General features: G+C 64.1%; 13 protein-coding genes. 8 read left to right on the forward strand and 5 right to left on the reverse strand.

What is annotated here, in order from left to right; translation table 11 throughout:
• Window positions 1–2: 2 nt before the first annotated feature.
• Both CJD35_RS01765 and CJD35_RS01770 read right to left on the reverse strand, forming a co-directional pair.
• Window positions 3–437 carry a CoA-binding protein gene (locus CJD35_RS01765; RefSeq protein ID WP_017182622.1) on the reverse strand — a complete coding sequence of 145 codons (435 nt, stop codon included), beginning with the start codon at window positions 435–437 and terminating at the stop codon, window positions 3–5.
• 170 nt (window positions 438–607) lie between these two features.
• Complete coding sequence (locus tag CJD35_RS01770) at window positions 608–1,573, reverse strand: Mrp/NBP35 family ATP-binding protein (protein WP_017182621.1); 966 nt, start codon at window positions 1,571–1,573, stop codon at window positions 608–610.
• A 73-nt stretch (window positions 1,574–1,646) separates the two neighbouring features.
• Here CJD35_RS01770 and hflK point away from each other — a divergent pair, with 73 nt between their 5' ends.
• From hflK to CJD35_RS01805, 7 genes are all read left to right on the forward strand, one after another.
• Window positions 1,647–2,771, forward strand: coding sequence for an FtsH protease activity modulator HflK (gene hflK, locus CJD35_RS01775; protein WP_174302219.1), 1,125 nt, complete (start codon window positions 1,647–1,649; stop codon window positions 2,769–2,771).
• Window positions 2,771–3,619 carry a protease modulator HflC gene (gene hflC / locus CJD35_RS01780; protein ID WP_017182619.1) on the forward strand — a complete coding sequence of 283 codons (849 nt, stop codon included), beginning with the start codon at window positions 2,771–2,773 and terminating at the stop codon, window positions 3,617–3,619. The genes hflK and hflC overlap by 1 nt, the downstream gene beginning before the upstream one ends.
• Before the next feature lie 134 nt (window positions 3,620–3,753).
• Window positions 3,754–5,253 (forward strand): Do family serine endopeptidase, encoded by a 1,500-nt coding sequence (locus CJD35_RS01785; RefSeq protein ID WP_017182618.1) that lies wholly within the window; start codon window positions 3,754–3,756, stop codon window positions 5,251–5,253.
• A 108-nt stretch (window positions 5,254–5,361) separates the two neighbouring features.
• Window positions 5,362–6,993, forward strand: a complete 1,632-nt coding sequence (locus tag CJD35_RS01790) for a helicase HerA-like domain-containing protein (RefSeq protein ID WP_017182617.1) — start codon at window positions 5,362–5,364, stop codon at window positions 6,991–6,993.
• Between the two features lie 201 nt (window positions 6,994–7,194).
• Window positions 7,195–8,499 (forward strand): MFS transporter, encoded by a 1,305-nt coding sequence (locus CJD35_RS01795; protein WP_095687177.1) that lies wholly within the window; start codon window positions 7,195–7,197, stop codon window positions 8,497–8,499.
• On the forward strand, window positions 8,496–9,425 hold the full coding sequence (gene cysK, locus CJD35_RS01800; RefSeq protein WP_086485755.1) for a cysteine synthase A: 930 nt from the start codon (window positions 8,496–8,498) through the stop codon (window positions 9,423–9,425). Before CJD35_RS01795 ends, cysK begins: the two co-directional genes overlap by 4 nt.
• Window positions 9,426–9,435: 10 nt before the next feature.
• Window positions 9,436–10,767, forward strand: coding sequence for a cell wall hydrolase (locus tag CJD35_RS01805; RefSeq protein WP_380789834.1), 1,332 nt, complete (start codon window positions 9,436–9,438; stop codon window positions 10,765–10,767).
• Window positions 10,768–10,777: 10 nt separating this feature from the next.
• Here the strand turns inward: CJD35_RS01805 and CJD35_RS01810 are convergent, their stop codons facing one another.
• The 3 genes from CJD35_RS01810 to CJD35_RS01815 form a co-directional block, all read right to left on the reverse strand.
• On the reverse strand, window positions 10,778–10,987 hold the full coding sequence (locus tag CJD35_RS01810) for a hypothetical protein (protein ID WP_017182613.1): 210 nt from the start codon (window positions 10,985–10,987) through the stop codon (window positions 10,778–10,780).
• A gap of 66 nt (window positions 10,988–11,053) precedes the next feature.
• Window positions 11,054–11,194, reverse strand: coding sequence for a hypothetical protein (locus tag CJD35_RS22330; protein WP_157742265.1), 141 nt, complete (start codon window positions 11,192–11,194; stop codon window positions 11,054–11,056).
• 118 nt (window positions 11,195–11,312) lie between these two features.
• The gene (locus CJD35_RS01815) at window positions 11,313–11,651 is read right to left on the reverse strand and encodes a DUF6481 family protein (protein WP_026002296.1); all 339 of its coding nucleotides are present in this window, start codon (window positions 11,649–11,651) and stop codon (window positions 11,313–11,315) included.
• 526 nt (window positions 11,652–12,177) lie between these two features.
• Between CJD35_RS01815 and rpoB the strand changes: the two genes are divergently transcribed.
• Window positions 12,178–16,341 (forward strand): DNA-directed RNA polymerase subunit beta, encoded by a 4,164-nt coding sequence (gene rpoB / locus CJD35_RS01820; protein WP_017182610.1) that lies wholly within the window; start codon window positions 12,178–12,180, stop codon window positions 16,339–16,341.
• The last annotated feature ends 65 nt before the right edge of the window (window positions 16,342–16,406 follow it).

The following is a 16,406-nucleotide window of genomic DNA, read 5'->3' on the forward strand; positions in this document are numbered from 1 at the left end:
CGTTATTCCGCCGCGATCGGCGCGATGCCCAGGCGCGGGATTTCGATCGCCGGGCAATGGTCCATCACGACCTTCAGCCCAGCGGCTTCGGCGCGGGCGGCGGCGGCTTCATTGATGACACCCAACTGCATCCAGACCGCTTTGGCCCCGGCGGCGAAGGCTTCGTCCACGACTTCGCCAGCAGCCGCGCTGTTGCGGAAGATGTCGACCATGTCGATCGGCACGCCAATGTCCGACAGGCGCGCCCAGACAAATTCGCCATGAACATGCTCGCCCGCAATCTGCGGGTTGACCGGCAGGACGCGATAGCCATGGTCCTGAAGGACTTGCATGACATGATTGCTGGCGCGGTCGGGCCGGTCGGATATGCCGACCAGGGCGATGGTGCGGGTTGCGTTGAGCAGGTCGGCAATATCCTGAGGGGCGGTCAGCGGCATGGCTATTCTCCTTTGCGGCTATGACGAAGCAGGCGGCAGGGGCGTTCCCGGGGACGGAGGATTATCGCTTAGCTTCGCATATTTCCCGGCAAATGCGACATAATGTTGCGCGCGCCTGATCCTATCGCAATGCCAGTCCGATCATACAGCCTGGCCCCGCTGTAGGACAGTCAAACCGTGCGGCCGAGCCAGTCGGCCACCCTCTGCGCAATGGTGCGGAAGGCGTCGGCATGAATGCCTTCGCCAGCGGCCGGGGGATCGCCCGCGTCCGACTGGCGGCGGATGTCGATGGCGAGCGGGACGCGGCCCAGAAAGGGCATGTCCATTTCGCTCGCCGCCGCTTCCGCCCCGCCCTGCCCGAACGGGTCGGAAATTTCGCCGCAATGGGGACAGGCATAGCCCGCCATATTTTCGACAAGGCCGATCATCGGCACCCCGACCTGCGCGAACAGGCTGACGGCGCGGGTCGCGTCGATCAGGGCCAGATCCTGCGGCGTGGACACGATGACCGCGCCCGCCGGCTTATGCTTTTGCACCATGGTCAATTGAATGTCGCCAGTGCCGGGCGGCATGTCCACCACCAGCAATTGCGTGTCGCCCCAGTCGGCGTCGATCAGTTGCGACAGGGCATTGCCCACCATCGGCCCGCGCCATGCCAGCGCCTTGCCCGGTTCGACCAGATGCGCCATCGACAGCATCGGAATACCCGCAACGCCGGTGACGGGGATCAGCTTTTTTTCGCGCGCCTGGGGCTTCTGGTCCTCGCTGCCCATCAGACGCGCCTGGGACGGGCCGTAAATGTCGGCGTCGACGAGACCGACCTTGTGGCCCAGCCGATGCAGCGCCACCGCCAGATTGGCCGACAGGGTGGATTTGCCCACCCCGCCCTTGCCCGATGCCACCGCGATGATACGCAGCGGGCGGCGCTCGGCGGTCTGGGCGATGCGGACGTCCGTGACGCCCGGCACGGTCAGCCCGCCCTCGCGGATCGCGGCAAGGATCGCGTCCCGCTGGTCGGGGCCAAGCCCGCCCACGTCGAGCGCAAGGGTCATGACGCCGTCCCTGACGCGCGGGGCGCTGGCGCGGCCATCGGTCAGGGCGGTCAGGCGGGCGGTAAAATCGGCGATATCGGTCATGGCGACGCCCTGTAGGAAATAATCGCAGCCATTGGCACTGTTTTTCGTGGATAAGCCTTCCTATAGAAGGGCCATGAAAAGAATTTTCGGGTGGATGCCCGGCATCATGAGCATGGCTCAAGGGCCTTGGGGCGGTAAGAGCGACGGGCCGGACGGCAATGACGGTAAGGGGTCGGGCGGCGACGGCGGCCCGCGCAACCCATGGACCCAGCCCAATCGACCCACCGGCCAGAAAGGCCCGTCGGCCATCGACGAATTGCTGCGCCGTGGTCGCGAAAGCTTTGGCCAGGGCGGCGGTGGCGGCGGCTTTGGCGGCCTGCCCCCGCGTGCCAATGGCAAGGCGTTGTGGCCCGCCGCGATCGCGCTGCTGGTGATATTATGGCTGGTGCTGACCAGCTTTCATCGCGTCGGCCCGCAGGAACGGGGCGTCGTCACCCTGCTTGGCAAATATAGCCGCACCCTGTCGCCGGGCATCAGCCTGACCCTGCCTGCGCCGTTCGAGACGGTGTCGATCGTGGATGTGGAGGAAATCCGCACCATCGACGTCGGATCGACCAGCGCGGAAAGCGAGAATCTGGTGCTGACGGGCGACCAGAATATCATCGATCTGGCCTATTCCGTGCGCTGGAACATCCGCAACCCCGAACTCTATCTGTTCCAGTTGTCGGACCCGGACGCAGCCGTGCGCGAAGTCGCCGAAAGCGCGATGCGGGCCGTGCTGGCGAGCGTCAGCCTGGACGATGCGCTGGGCGCTGGGCGCACCGCGATCGAGCAGCAGGTCGAGCAGCGGATGCAGGAAATATTGGACGGTTATCGTTCGGGCATCCGCATTCAGGGCGTCGCGATCAAGCAGGCCGATCCGCCAAGCGCGGTGAACGATGCGTTCAAGGCCGTGTCGGCAGCGCAGCAGACCGCGCAAACCTATCTGAACGAAGCGCGCGCCGCCGCCCAGCAGGTGACGGCCAAGGCGCAGGGCGAGGCCGCGTCGTTCGACAAGGTCTATGAACAATATCGCCTGTCGCCCGACGTGACCCGCCGCCGCATGTATTATGAAACCATGGAGGGCGTGTTGTCGAACGTCGACAAGACCATCGTCGAAGGCGGCAATGTGACTCCCTATCTGCCATTGCCTGAAATCAAGCGCCGCGCGCAGGCGACCCCGGCCACCGGCTCTGCCGCCAGCACGGGAGGCCAGTGATGCGGGGCATATTGCGCCAACCCATCGCGATTGCGCTGATCGCGCTGTTCCTGCTGATCCTGGTCGGCAGCACGGTGACGATCGTACCGGAAACCCGGCAGGGCGTGATCGTGCGCTTTGGCGATCCCAAGGACATCATCAACCGCTATCAGCCCAACGAGACGTTCGGGAATACCGGCGCTGGCATTATCTGGCGCTGGCCGTTCATCGACCAGATCGTGTGGATCGACAAGCGGGTGCTTTCGGTCGAGATGGAGCGACAGCAGGTGCTGTCCACCGACCAGCTGCGCTTGCAGGTGGATGCCTTTGCCCGGTATCGCATCGTCGATCCGCTGCGCATGTATATTGCCGCTGGCAATGAGGAACGGGTGTCGGACGCGCTGCGCCCGATCCTGGGTTCCGCGTTGCGCAACGAACTGGGCAAGCGGCCTTTCGCCGCGCTGCTCAGCCCCGAACGCGGCCAGGTGATGCAGAATATCGAGGCCGGGCTGGACCGGGTCGCGCGCCAATATGGGGCCGAGATTGTCGACGTGCGGATCAAGCGCGCCGACCTGCCCGACGGCACGCCGCTGGAAAGCGCCTTTACGCGGATGCGCACCGCGCGCGAGCAGGAAGCGCTGACGATCCGGGCGCAGGGTGCCAAGCAGGCGCAGATCATCCGCGCCGAGGCGGACGCCAATGCCGCGCGCATCTATGCCGAAAGTTTCGGCAAAGACCCGTCCTTCTATGATTTCTATCGGGCGATGCAGAGCTATCGCTATACTTTCTCACCCGACCGGACCGGACAGACCAATATCATCCTGTCGCCCAATAACGAGTTTCTGCAACAGTTTCAGGGACGCAAATAAGGGTTCACCGATGCTGCGGATCATTTCGGAACCAGCATCATTCAATGAGGGTTAAGGCAAGGCGGCGCATGACCGGCTCTCTGTTTGAGAGTCCCGCCTTCCATTTCCTGAAGATCATGAGAGGACCGTCACGAGTGCGTTACGCTTATGCCATTACCGGCGCCCTGTTGCTGGGCGGCACCGCCATTGCCATCACGTCCCCCAATGTCGGGGCGCAGACCGCGCAGAATGAAGGATTGCAGGCTGCTGCCCCGGCGGGCGCGCCCGCGAGCCTGGCTGATATGGTCGAAAAGCTGCAACCGGCGGTCGTCAATATTTCGACCAAGCAGCGGGTCGCGGTGCAAAATCCCTTTGCCGGCACCCCCTTTGGCGACCTGTTCGGCCAGGCGCCGGGCGGACGCCCCCAGACCCGGCAGGCCCAGTCGCTGGGTTCGGGTTTCCTGATTTCGGCTGATGGCTATATCGTCACCAACAACCACGTCGTGTCGGCAGGCGCGGAAGGCGCGACCGTCGATTCGATCACGGTCACGCTGACCAACAAGGAAGAATATACCGCCAAGCTGGTGGGCCGCGATCCCGCGACCGACCTGGCGGTGCTGAAGATCGACGCGAAAAAGCCCCTGCCCTTCGTCAAGTTCGGCGACAGCACCAAGGCGCGGGTCGGCGATTGGGTGGTTGCGATCGGCAACCCCTTCGCCCTGTCGGGCACGGTGACGGCTGGCATCATCTCCGCCGTGCATCGCAGCACGGGAGGCGGTTACGAGAAGTTCATCCAGACCGATGCGTCGATCAACCAGGGCAATAGCGGCGGCCCGATGTTCGACATGCGCGGCAATGTGATCGGCATCAACAGCCAGATCCTGTCGCCGTCGGGCGGCAATGTCGGCATCGGCTTTGCCATTCCGTCCGAACAGGCCGCGCCGATCGTCGCGACCCTGCGCCAGGGCCAGAGCGTCAAGCGCGGCTATCTGGGCGTCCAGATCAGCCCGCTGGGCGAGGATCTGGCCGATTCGCTGGGCCTGGCCAAGAATCGCGGCGAATTCGTCCAGGGCGTCGAGCCGGGCAAGGGCGCAGACAAGGCCGGGATCAAGGCGGGCGACGTCATCGTGTCGGTCAATGGTCAGGAAGTTAACCCGGACCAGAACCTGTCCTCCATCGTCGCCAACCAGCCGATCGGCAGCAAGGTGCCGATCGTCCTGATGCGCAATGGCCAGCGCCAGACGGTGACCGCCGTTGTGGGCGAACGTCCGTCGGAAGAGGAGCTGTCCAGCTTCGCCCCGCAGCAGGATGAGGATTTCAGCCAGCAGGATTCCAATCCGGGCCAGGCAGCGCAGCAGTCGCTGGGCATTTCGGCGATCCCGCTGACGCCCGGCATCATTCGTCAGCTGGGCGTGGCCGCCGATACGCGCGGCGTGGTGATTACTGCCGTTGACGGATCGACCGATGCCGGGGCCAAGGGGCTGCGGCGTGGCGACGTGATCATCAGCGCGAATAATCGCCCGATCACCAGCCAGGCCGAACTGGACGCGCAAGTGAAAGCGGTGGCGGCGCAGAACCGCAACGCCATCCTGCTCCAGGTGTTGCGCCGCGGCCAGCAGCCGATTTTCCTGCCGGTGCGTCTGCGCGATAAATAAGCGCCTTATGAACATTCCTCTTTCCTTGACGGCTGGAGGATAGTGAAAATGTTTCCGTCATTCCCGCGCAGGCGGGAATGACGGCTTTTTTATGGGGAAGGAACGGGGATGAGCGACGGCATTTTCATTGGTCTTGGCGCGCCGGACAAGGATGGCGGCGTCCGCCAGTTGCTCAACCTGCGCCGGGCCAATCGCCATGGCCTGATCGCCGGGGCGACGGGCACTGGCAAGACGGTGACGTTGCAGGGCATTGCCGAGAGTTTTTCCGCGCTGGGCGTGCCGGTGTTCCTGTCCGACGTGAAGGGCGACCTGTCAGGCATCGCCATGGCCGGTTCCCCGACGGCCAAAAATGCCGACAAGCTGGTCGCGCGGGCGGCCGAGATCGGCCTTTCCGATTATAGCTATGCCGACAATCCGGCGATCTTCTGGGATCTGTATGGCGAACAGGGCCATCCGATCCGCACGACCATCAGCGAAATGGGGCCGTTGCTGCTGGCGCGGCTGATGGGCCTTAATGAAACGCAAGAAGGCGTGCTGTCGATCGCGTTCAAATATGCCGACGAGGAAGGGCTGCTGCTGCTGGACCTGGGCGATTTGCAGGCGATGCTCAGCTTTTGCGCGGAAAATGCCGACACGCTGTCGGCGCGTTATGGCAATGTCACCAAGGCCAGCGTCGGCGCGATCCAGCGGCAATTGCTCCAGCTCGAAAGCCAGGGCGGCGCGCATTTCTTTGGCGAACCAGCGCTCGACATCCACGACATGATCAAGGTGGATGAGCAAGGGCGCGGTTATGTGAACATATTGGCCGCCGACAAGCTGATGCAGAGCCCGAAACTCTATGCGACGTTCCTGTTGTGGCTGCTGAGCGAATTGTTCGAGACGCTGCCCGAAGTGGGCGACCCGGACAAGCCGGTGCTGGTCTTCTTCTTCGACGAGGCGCATCTGCTGTTCGACGATGCGCCCAAGGCACTGACCGACAAGATCGAGCAGGTGGTGCGGCTGATCCGGTCCAAGGGCGTGGGCGTCTATTTCGTGACCCAGAACCCGATAGACATACCAGAGGATGTCGCCGGGCAATTGGGCAACCGGGTACAGCACGCGCTGCGCGCCTTCACGCCGCGCGACCAGCGCGCGATCAAGGCGGCGGCAGAGACGTTCCGCATCAATCCCGACCTGAATGTCGAGACGGCGATTACCGAATTGAAGGTCGGCGAGGCGCTGGTGTCGCTGTTGCAGGAGGATGGATCGCCCGGCATCGTTCAGCGCACGCTGATCGCGCCGCCGCGATCGCGGCTTGGCCCGGTAAGCCCCAAGGAGCGGGCGATCATCCAGTCGATTTCCCCGGTTGCGGGCAAATATGACGAGGCGATCGACCGCGAATCGGCGGAGGAGATACTGGCCGCGCGCGGCAATGCCGCCGCTGCCGCCGCCGCCGCGAAGAAGGCGCAGGACGAAGCCGAGCGGACCGCCGCCGTGCAGGCCAAGGCGGAGGCCAAGCAGCGCGAACAGGAGATCAAGGCGCAGGCCCGCGCCGACGCCGCTGCCGCGCGCGAGGCGGCCAAGCCGTCCGCGCTGGACAAGGCGATCCAGTCGGCGACGCGCGCGGCTGGCTCATCGGTCGGGCGGCAGGTCGCCAACGAACTGGGCCGCGCGGTGTTCGGCGGATCGAGCCGCAAATCGTCGAGCGGCGGGATTGCGGGTCGGCTGGTGCGCGGAATTTTGGGCAGCCTGTTCAAGTAAGGTCATTGACATAGCCTGCCAGCCGCCGTTCGGGCTGAGCCTGTCGAAGCCTTGTCCTTTTCAACCCTTCGGCAAGCTCAGGGCGAACGGACGATGGAGGGAGACGGCAAAAGCCATGGCATGGCGCGGCCAAGAAAAGCTGCGCCCATCGCCCCGCGCCATGGTTGCCTGTTTGCCCGCACAGCGGCTAAAGCCGGTGGCATGACAGCCCCCTCCCCGCATCGCCATCCGCTGCATTTCGGCGATTTCCGGGCCTATCTGATCGGTCGGATGACCGCGGTGCTGGCGCAATATAGCATGATGATCGTGCTGGGCTGGCAGGCCTATAATATCGCGCGCGAGACCATGACGACGGCGGGGGCTTCGGCGCAGTTGGGGCTGATCGGCCTGGCGCAATTTTTGCCGCTGTTTTTCCTGACGCCGCTGACCGGATGGGTCGCGGACCATTATGACCGGCGGATGATCACCCGGCTGACGCTGACGATGCTGACCGCAGCGGCCGGATTGCTGGCTTTCGCGACGTTCGAGGGATGGGTCGGGCTGCCGCTGATATTCGGCATCGCCGTCATCGTCGGCATCGCCCGCGCGTTCAACGGCCCGGCCTATGGCGCGCTGGCCCCCAATCTGGTGCCGCGCGAGGTGTTGCCCAACGCCATCGCCATATCGGGCGTGGTGTGGCGGGCCGGGTCGATCGTGGGGCCAGCGCTGGGCGGCTATGCCTATGCAGCGACGCCCTGGGGCGCCTATGCGCTGGCTGCGATACTCTATGGGGTGGCGCTCGGCGCGATGATGCTGATCGGCCCGGTGCCGCAGGCCGCGCGCGACGTCACCCGCCACCCGATCCGCCAGATGATCGACGGGCTGAGCTATGTGCGTTCCAACCGGCTGGTGCTGGCGACCATCACGCTGGACCTGTTCGCGGTGCTGCTGGCGGGGGCGACTGCGCTGTTGCCGGTCTATGCGCGCGACATATTGCATGTGGGATCGGCGGGCCTGGGCCATCTGGCCGCAGCGCCGGGGGTCGGCGCGGGGTTGATGGCGCTGTGGTTTTCGTTCCGGCCATTGAGGAATGAAGTCGGCATCAAGATGCTGGGCGCGGTCATCCTGTTCGGCATCGCCACGATCGCATTTGGCTGCACCGCCTTCCTGCCGCGCAGCATCGCGATGGAATTCGGCATCGGCGCGCTGGTGATATTGGGCGCGGCGGACATGATTTCGGTGTTCGTGCGGCAGTCGCTGGTCCAGCTTCACACGCCGGACGCGATGCGCGGGCGGGTATCGAGCCTGTCGCAACTGACCATTTCCGCCTCCAACGAACTGGGCGAGGCGGAAAGCGGATTTCTGGCCGCGCTGGTCGGGCCGGTTGCCGCTGTCATTGGTGGCGGTATCGGTGCTATCGTCATCACGCTGTTCTGGGCGCGTCTCTTTCCCGAATTGCGCCTTGCACGCACCTTCGACCCACCCGACATAAGGGCGGCGGACCTCAGCCAGGAGAAAGCCCCATGAAAGCTGCCACGATACTCGAAACCATCGGCAACACCCCGCATGTCCGGGTGAACCGGCTGTTTGGCGATGCGCCCGAAGGCACGGAAGTCTGGATCAAGTCGGAACGCTCCAATCCGGGCGGGTCGATCAAGGACCGGATCGCGCTGGCCATGATCGAGGCCGCCGAAGCGTCTGGCGAGTTGCAACCGGGCGGCACCATCATCGAACCGACATCGGGCAATACCGGCGTTGGCCTGGCCATGGTCGCGGCGGTCAAGGGCTACAAGCTGGTGCTCGTCATGCCCGAAAGCATGTCGATCGAGAGGCGGCGGCTGATGCTGGCCTATGGCGCCAGTTTCGACCTGACCCCGCGCGAAAAGGGGATGAAGGGCGCGATCGAGCGCGCGCTGGAACTGGTGGCGCAGACGCCCGGTAGCTGGATGCCGCAGCAGTTTGAAAACCCGGCCAATATCGCGGTCCACGCCCGCACTACGGCGCAGGAGATACTGGCCGATTTCGCCGACGCGCCGATCGACGTGCTGATCACCGGCGTCGGCACAGGCGGGCATATCACCGGCACGGCCGAAGTGCTGAAAAAGGCCTGGCCGGGGATCAAGATCTATGCGGTCGAGCCGACCCTGTCGCATGTCATCAGCGGCGGCCAGCCCGGCCCCCACCCCATTCAGGGCATTGGCGCGGGCTTCATTCCGGCGAACCTGCACACGCAATTGCTGGACGGGGTGATCCAGGTCGATCCCGCCGACGCCAAGGAATATGCGCGGCGGTCGGCCAGCGAGGAAGGCATATTGGTGGGCATTTCTTCGGGCGCGACGCTGGCGGCGATCGCGCAGAAGCTGAAGGATTTGCCAGCGGGCAGCCGGGTGCTGGGCTTCAACTACGACACCGGCGAACGCTATCTGTCGGTGCCCGATTTCCTGCCGGAATGATCATCACGCAATGACGGGTGACTCTGTTTCCAGCGAGCCGCGTCCTTGGATGTGGATCGTCTGGCTGGCGCTGTTCGCTGGCCTGCCTGCCGCTGTGGCGGGGTGGGAAGCGCGCGCGCCGCGCGAGGCGGGCGAAGCGCATTTTGCCCGGAGGGGTCTATCCCACGGGGTGCGGCCACCCAGCCCGCCGCCGCCGGTGGAGCCAGTGGCGGTCTATGCCCTGCCCGCCGACCGCGCGCGGGCGCTCAATGCCGCCATCCCCTTTTCCCGGCTGGCCAACCCGGCGGCGCGGCCATTCCGGTTCGAAGGGTCCGAGACGGATCTGGCCCGCGCCGTGGATTGCCTGGCCGCGGCGCAAATCTATGAAGCGGGCGACGATGCCGTGGGCGAGCGCGCCGTCGCGCAGGTCGTCCTCAATCGCGTGCGCCATCCCGCCTTTCCCAAGACGGTGTGCGGCGTCGTCTTTCAGGGGCAGGAACGCACCACGGGTTGCCAGTTCACCTTCAGCTGCGACGGCGCGCTGGCCCGCACCCCCTCCCCGGCCGCATGGGACAGGGCGCGCGCCATTGCGCGCGGCGCGCTGGCAGGCGACGTGTTCAAGCCGGTGGGCTATGCCACCCATTATCATACCGATTGGGTGGTGCCCTATTGGAGCGGCAGCCTGGACAAGCTGACGCGGGTGGGGACGCATCTTTTTTTCCGGTGGCGCGGCTGGTGGGGGACACCGCCAGCCTTTCGCACGCGCACCATCGATGGCGGTGAGCCGCTGATCGGCCGGATTGCGCGCCTGTCCCCTGCGCACAGCATGGCGACCCCGCTGCTGCCGGGCGCCATCACGCCGATGGCCGACAGCGCCGACGCGATCGCCGCGCAGGCACGGCAGGCGATCGGTCTTGATCAGATCGGCAAGAGCGTGGGCGGCGTCAGGCTGATCGCCCTGGCTGACATGCGGAGTTTCCTGGTGGAGTTACCACGCGGCAGCAAACCCGACAGCTGGCCCGAAAGCGCCCGCACCTTTTGCGCCGGGCGATCCCAATGCCGGATCATGGGGTGGACGGCAAATGACGCGCCGAAGGAGTTGCCGTTGACGCTGGCCAATCTGGCCGCGATGCGGTTTTCCTACATTCACGACACGCAGAGTGGGTTGCAGCGGGCCTTGTGGAATTGCGACCAGACCCCGCGCGCCGACAAGCGTGACTGTATGCGTCGGCGGGTGCCGGTCGCCATGCCTGCACCGCCAGCGCCGACCGGACTGGCCGGGGTGCGGCGCATGGACCGTTTTGAAACGGTGAAGATTGCGCCAGCGCCGGGAACGCCGCCAAGCGACGCCCAGCAACCCTGAAAACCGCCGATTATTTCGTCGCGAACTGACCGGCTTCTGCCCGGAACGCGTCGCGTGCAAAGGCGCGGACGGCGGCGGCAGTCTTGAACTTCTCGTCCTGAAGCAGCGACGAGGTCAGCGGATAGCCTTGCGAATTATAGCGGGTTTCGCGCACGGTGAGGCGGAAATGACCTTCTTCATCCTTGCTGATCAGGAAGGGACGGATTGCTGTACGGCTCATAGGGCCTCCTTTGTGAATGACAGAAAAAAGGGAGCGCCAATCGGCGCTCCCCCGACAATTCCAATATCAGCCCACCATATCCGCAACGATCTGCTTGAGCTGAACCGTGGACAGGGTGCCACCCGGCGTCAGGCCGGGATGAAAGGGCCGCTTCCTGTCGAACATCGAAAGGGTACGGCGTTGAGTCTTGTTTGAATGGGTATGCAAAATGATTCCTTGCGGCCAGTGCCGCGTAACATATGAGTTGGATCGCGCCCGGCACCATGCCGGACCAAGCGATCATATAGGGTGTCGGCCGCGCGAGGGGCGCGACCGGGCCAGGCCGTCACCGCGCGCCTTTACGGCTCTTGCGCGCCTGATAGCGCGCATCGCGCGCGGCCTTGCGCTCTTCGTCGGTCAATACCGGCTTGATCGCAGCAGCGGCAGCTTCCGCCTCCAGACGAGCGCGTTCCGCCTTGGCGGCGCGTTCTTCTTCGCGGGCGAGCTTGGCCTGCTGACGCTTTTCCAGTTCGGCAGCCGCCTTGGCTTGTGCCGCGGCAGCCCGCTGGGCCGCCAGCTCCGGATCAACCGGGGGCTTGGCCCGCAACTTGGCAAGTGCCTTGTCACGCGCCTGTGTGGCGAGTGCCCTGCGTTCCTGAAAATCGGGTTCCTTATATTTCAGCATTCGTTCCAGTCTGTCCTGCATTGCGCATGATTTGAGGGGGACGCGCGATTATTCGCACATCCCGGCTTTGTGAGGCGCGATAGGGGACAAGAGGAGAAGCCTGAAGGCAGTCCGATATCCGTCAAAAGGCGACGTAAGCAGGTTCCATATAGCAGCTGTTGCCGCAAAAGGGAAGGCGCAGGCGAAAATGGCGCCCTGGCGGCAAGGAAGCAGCGGTGCTTACCCCCTTCACAAAGGCGGAGGCCTGCCCTATATGCGACCTTCGAAATCCGGTTCAGGCAGCTTTACGGCACGGCAGGAACCGTCTCCCGAATCGTCCGGGGTACAGGGTCGCATTGCGCACGATCACTGGCAGTATGGGGCGAATTTGGCGGGTTACAAGACGCTGACAGTGCGGTTCGGACAGTCCCGACCCGCACTTTTTTGCGTGGATGCGGAAGGGCGAATCACCCCTTTTCATTCGCGTTCAGGCTGAATTTTCGCTGCGATGCGAAAAATACGCGACGAACGAAGGCAAGGACAACGCATGGCGACCAAGGCTCCCTCCATCAGCAACACCGGCGCGAAGAAGCGCATCAGAAAGGTGTTCGGCGACATCCACGAAGTGGTGCAGATGCCGAACCTGATTGAGGTTCAGCGCGAAAGCTATGAACAATTCCTGCGGTCGGACCCGTCGATCGGCTATGTGTCGGGGCTGGAAAAGACGCTGCGCAGCGTGTTCCCGATCCGCGATTTCGCCGGCACCGCCGAAATGGATTTCGTCCATTACGAGCTGGAAGACCCGAAATACGACACCGAGGAATGCCGTCAGCGCGGCATCACCTATGCAGCGCCGATGCGCGTTACCCTGCGCCTGATCGTGTTCGAAGTGGATCAGGACACCGAAACCCGTTCGGTGCTCGATATCAAGGAGCAGGACGTCTATATGGGCGACATGCCCCTGATGACGGGCAACGGCACCTTCATCGTCAACGGCACCGAGCGCGTCATCGTCAGCCAGATGCACCGGTCGCCGGGCGTGCTGTTCGATCATGACCGGGGCAAGACCCATTCGTCGGGCAAATATCTGTTCGCCGCGCGCGTCATCCCCTATCGCGGTTCGTGGCTGGACTTCGAGTTCGACGCCAAGGACATCGTCAACGTCCGCATCGACCGCAAGCGCAAGCTGCCGGTCACGGCGCTGCTCTATGCGCTGGGCCTGACCGCCGAGGAAATTCTGGGTCACTTCTACAACAAGGTGACCTTCGTGCGCAGCGAAGGCGGCTGGCAGATTCCCTATCTGGCCGAAGCCTGGCGCGGCCTGAAGCCGGCCTTTGACATTGTCGATGGCAATTCGGGCGAAGTCGTGTTCGCCGCCGGTCACAAGATCAGCCCCCGCGCCGCCAACAAGGCGGAAAAGGACGGCCTGACCACGCTGTTGATCCCGACCGAGGAAGTCTATGGCCGCTACAGCGCCTATGACCTGATCAACGAAAGCACCGGCGAAATCTACATCGAGGCCGGTGACGAAGTTACGCCCGAAAATCTGGAAAAGCTGGACAAGGCGGGCGTCGACCGCCTCGAACTGCTCGACATCGACCATGTCAGCACCGGCCCGTGGATCCGCAATACGCTCAAGGCCGACAAGGCCGAGGAACGCGATCAGGCGTTGAGCGACATTTATCGCGTCATGCGCCCCGGCGAGCCGCCGACGAAGGAAACGGCGGAATCGCTGTTCGCCGGCCTGTTCTTCGATCCTGAGCGCTACGACCTGTCGGCGGTCGGCCGCGTCAAGCTGAACATGCGTCTTGACCTGGACGCAGAGGACACCGTCACCACGCTGCGGACCGAGGACATTCTGGCCGTCGTCAAGGAACTGGTGAACCTGAAGGACGGCAAGGGCGAAATCGACGATATCGATAACCTGGGCAACCGTCGTGTCCGTTCGGTCGGCGAATTGCTGGAAAACCAGTATCGCGTCGGGCTGCTGCGCATGGAGCGCGCCGTCAAGGAGCGCATGTCGAGCGTCGACGTATCGACCGTGATGCCCAACGACCTGATCAACGCCAAGCCCGCCGTGGCCGCGGTGCGTGAATTCTTCGGCTCCAGCCAGCTGTCGCAGTTCATGGATCAGACCAATCCGCTGTCGGAAGTCACCCACAAGCGCCGCGTGTCGGCGCTTGGGCCGGGTGGTCTGACGCGCGAGCGTGCGGGCTTTGAAGTCCGCGACGTTCACCCGACCCATTATGGCCGTATCTGCCCGATCGAAACGCCCGAAGGCCCGAACATCGGCCTGATCAACTCGCTGGCGACTTTCAGCCGGGTGAACAAATATGGCTTCATCGAAACGCCTTATCGCAAGGTCATCGACCATAAGGTGACGGACGAGGTCGTGTACCTGTCCGCCATGGAAGAGGCCAAGCACACGATCGCGCAGGCCAACGCCGAAGTCGATGCCGACGGCCATTTCGTCGAGGATCTCATCTCCAGCCGCGAAGCTGGCGAGTTCCTGATGGCCCCACGCGACCATATCACCCTGATGGACGTCAGCCCCAAGCAGCTGGTGTCGGTCGCCGCATCGCTCATTCCGTTCCTGGAAAACGATGACGCCAACCGCGCGCTGATGGGATCGAACATGCAGCGTCAGGCCGTGCCGCTGGTACGGGCCGAAGCGCCGTTCGTAGGCACCGGCATGGAAGGCACGGTCGCCCGTGACTCCGGCGCGGCCGTCGCGTCCAAGCGGGCGGGCATCGTCGATCAGGTCGACGCGACCCGTATCGTCATCCGCGCAACCGGCGACATCGCGCCGGGCCAGTCGGGCGTCGACATCTACACGCTCCAGAAGTTCCAGCGTTCCAACCAGGACACCTGCATCAACCAGCGTCCGCTGGTGAAGGTCGGCGACCTGATCGAGGCTGGCGACGTCATCGCCGACGGTCCCTCGACCGAATTTGGCGAACTGGCGCTGGGCCGCAACACGCTCGTCGCGTTCATGCCCTGGAATGGCTACAACTATGAAGACTCCATCCTGATCTCCGAACGGATCGTGAAGGATGACGTCTTTACCTCGATCCATATCGAGGAGTTTGAGGTCATGGCCCGCGACACCAAGCTGGGGCCGGAAGACATCACCCGCGACATCCCCAATGTCGGCGAGGAAGCGCTGCGCAACCTCGACGAGGCGGGCATCGTCTATATCGGCGCCGAAGTGGAGCCGGGCGACATTCTGGTCGGCAAGATCACCCCCAAGGGTGAATCGCCGATGACCCCGGAAGAAAAGCTGCTCCGCGCGATCTTCGGTGAAAAGGCGTCCGACGTGCGCGACACCTCGCTGCGTCTGCCGCCGGGCGTTGCCGGGACGGTCGTTGAAGTGCGCGTGTTCAACCGCCACGGCATCGACAAGGACGAACGCGCCATGGCGATCGAGCGGGAGGAAATCGACCGCCTCGCCAAGGATCGCGAGGACGAACGGGCCATCCTCAACCGTGCGACCTTCAACCGGCTGCAGGAAATGCTGCTGGGCCAGACCGCCACGGCCGCGCCCAAGGGCGTACGCAAGGGCGTGGAGATCGACGAGGCTCTGCTGGGCGAAGTCGAGCGTCACGAATGGTGGAAGTTCGCGGTCGCGGACGATGTCCGTCAGGCCGGCATCGAAGCGGTCAAGGCGCAATATGACGAAGCAGTAAAGGTCATCGTCGACAAGTTCGAGGACCGGGTCGACAAGTTGCAGCGTGGCGACGAACTGCCGCCGGGCGTGCTGAAGATGGTCAAGGTGTTCGTCGCGGTGAAGCGCAAGCTGCAGCCGGGCGACAAGATGGCCGGCCGTCACGGGAACAAGGGTGTCATTTCGCGCATCCTGCCGATCGAGGACATGCCGTTCCTGGAGGATGGCACCCATGTTGACATCGTGCTCAATCCGTTGGGCGTGCCGTCACGCATGAATGTCGGGCAGATTTTCGAAACGCATCTGGGCTGGGCTGCCCGCGGCCTTGGCCAGCAGCTCAAGCATGCGCTGGAAGAATGGCGCGAGGCCAATCCCAACCCGTCGGCGGGCGAGATGCCCGACGCCGTCAAGGATCGGTTGCTGACCGCCTATGGCCCGCAATATGCCGCCGAGATCGAAGCGCGGACGCCCGAACAGATCGTCGATCTGGCCGAGCATCTGGAACGCGGCGTGCCGATGGCGACGCCGGTGTTCGACGGTGCGCGCGAAGCGGACGTGTCGACCATGCTGGAACTGGCGGGGCTGCATTCGTCGGGTCAGAGCGACCTGTTCGATGGCCGCACCGGCGACAAGTTCGACCGCAAGGTCACGGTCGGCATCATCTACATGCTCAAGCTGCATCACCTTGTCGACGACAAGATCCATGCCCGCTCGATCGGCCCCTACTCGCTCGTTACCCAGCAGCCGCTGGGTGGTAAGGCGCAGTTCGGTGGCCAGCGCTTCGGGGAAATGGAGGTCTGGGCGCTCCAGGCCTATGGCGCCGCCTATACGTTGCAGGAAATGCTGACGGTGAAGTCCGATGACGTGGTCGGCCGCACCAAGGTCTATGAAGCGATCGTCAAGGGCGACGATACGTTTGAAGCGGGCATCCCCGAAAGCTTCAACGTGCTCGTCAAGGAAATGCGCTCGCTGGGCCTCAACGTCGAACTCAATTCGCTGGATGAAATTCCAGAGGATGAAGGCGGCTTCGCGGCAGCGGCGGAATAAGGGATTTGCGGGCGTCGCTGCGATGCGGCGCCCCTGCCCCGTCCCGCACCAGAATTTTGCCCTCA

Origin of the sequence: Sphingobium xenophagum (assembly GCF_002288285.1) — a bacterium.
GTDB classification, from domain to species: Bacteria; Pseudomonadota; Alphaproteobacteria; order Sphingomonadales; family Sphingomonadaceae; genus Sphingobium; species Sphingobium xenophagum.